Raw genomic sequence first — 1038 nt, forward strand, 5'->3', positions numbered from 1 at the left:
TGTATTGATCACGAGCGTTGTTGACACCGGTGGGGCTTGATCATGGCGAAGACCTCCGGTGTGGTGGAGCTGTCTAGGACTGCACCGCACGGAGGTCTTCGTGTCCCACCGTAATGCCCGGCTGACCGTTCACGGCAGGCGGCTGCTCGTCGAACGCGTCTCCGGTGGCCGGCCAGTCGCGCATGTCGCGGCCGAAATGGGCATCTCCCGTGCCACCGCCCACAAGTGGATCCGCCGCTGGCGTGCGGAGGGCGAGCAGGGGCTGCACGACCGCTCCAGCCGTCCCCGTACGACCCCACACCGCACTGCGGCAGCGGTCGAGGCCCGGGTCTGCCTGCTGCGGCAGGCCCGCAAACTCGGACCGGCTCGCCTCGGACCGATGCTGAACCTGCCGGCCTCGACGGTGCACCGCGTCCTGGTCCGCCACGGCCTGAACCGCCTGGCCTTCCTGGACCGGCCCACCGGCCAGGTCATCCGCCGCTACGAGCGCGACCGGCCCGGCGAACTCATCCATGTCGACGTCAAGAAACTCGGCCGGATCCCCGACGGCGGCGGCCACAAAGTGCTGGGCCGCCAAGCCGGCCGCGTCACCCGCAGTGGCATGGGCTTCGACTACATCCACTCCGCCGTCGACGACCACAGCCGCCTGGCCTACAGCGAGATCCACGCAGACGAGAAGGCCGCCACCTGCGCAGACTTCCTCCGCCGGGCCGCGGCCTTCTTCCAGACCACCGGTATCGACCGCGTCGAGCGGGTCCTGACCGACAACGCCTGGCCCTACCGCAAGAGCTTCGCCTGGCGGCAGGCGCTTGCCGACCTCGGCGCCACCGGCAAACTCACCCGCGCCTACCGGCCGCAGACCAACGGCAAGGTCGAACGCTTCAACCGCACCCTGCTCGACGAGTGGGCCTACCTGCGGCCCTACACCAGCAACACCGAACGCACCGCGGCCCTGGCAGACTTCCTGCACACCTACAACCACCATCGCTGCCACACCGCACTCGGCGGCCAGCCACCGATCAGCCGTGTGAACAACCC

At 69.3% G+C, this 1038-nt stretch carries 1 protein-coding gene; it reads left to right on the forward strand.

Annotation, left to right across the window (positions count from 1 at the left end; translation table 11 throughout):
• Window positions 1-100 precede the first annotated feature (100 nt).
• Window positions 101-1038, forward strand: a 938-nt coding sequence (locus ACHBTE_RS35710) for an IS481 family transposase (protein ID WP_394729925.1), incomplete at its 3' end; no start/stop codon positions are given.

This window comes from Streptomyces sp. M41 (genome assembly GCF_043673425.1).
Classification (GTDB): domain Bacteria; phylum Actinomycetota; class Actinomycetes; order Streptomycetales; family Streptomycetaceae; genus Streptomyces.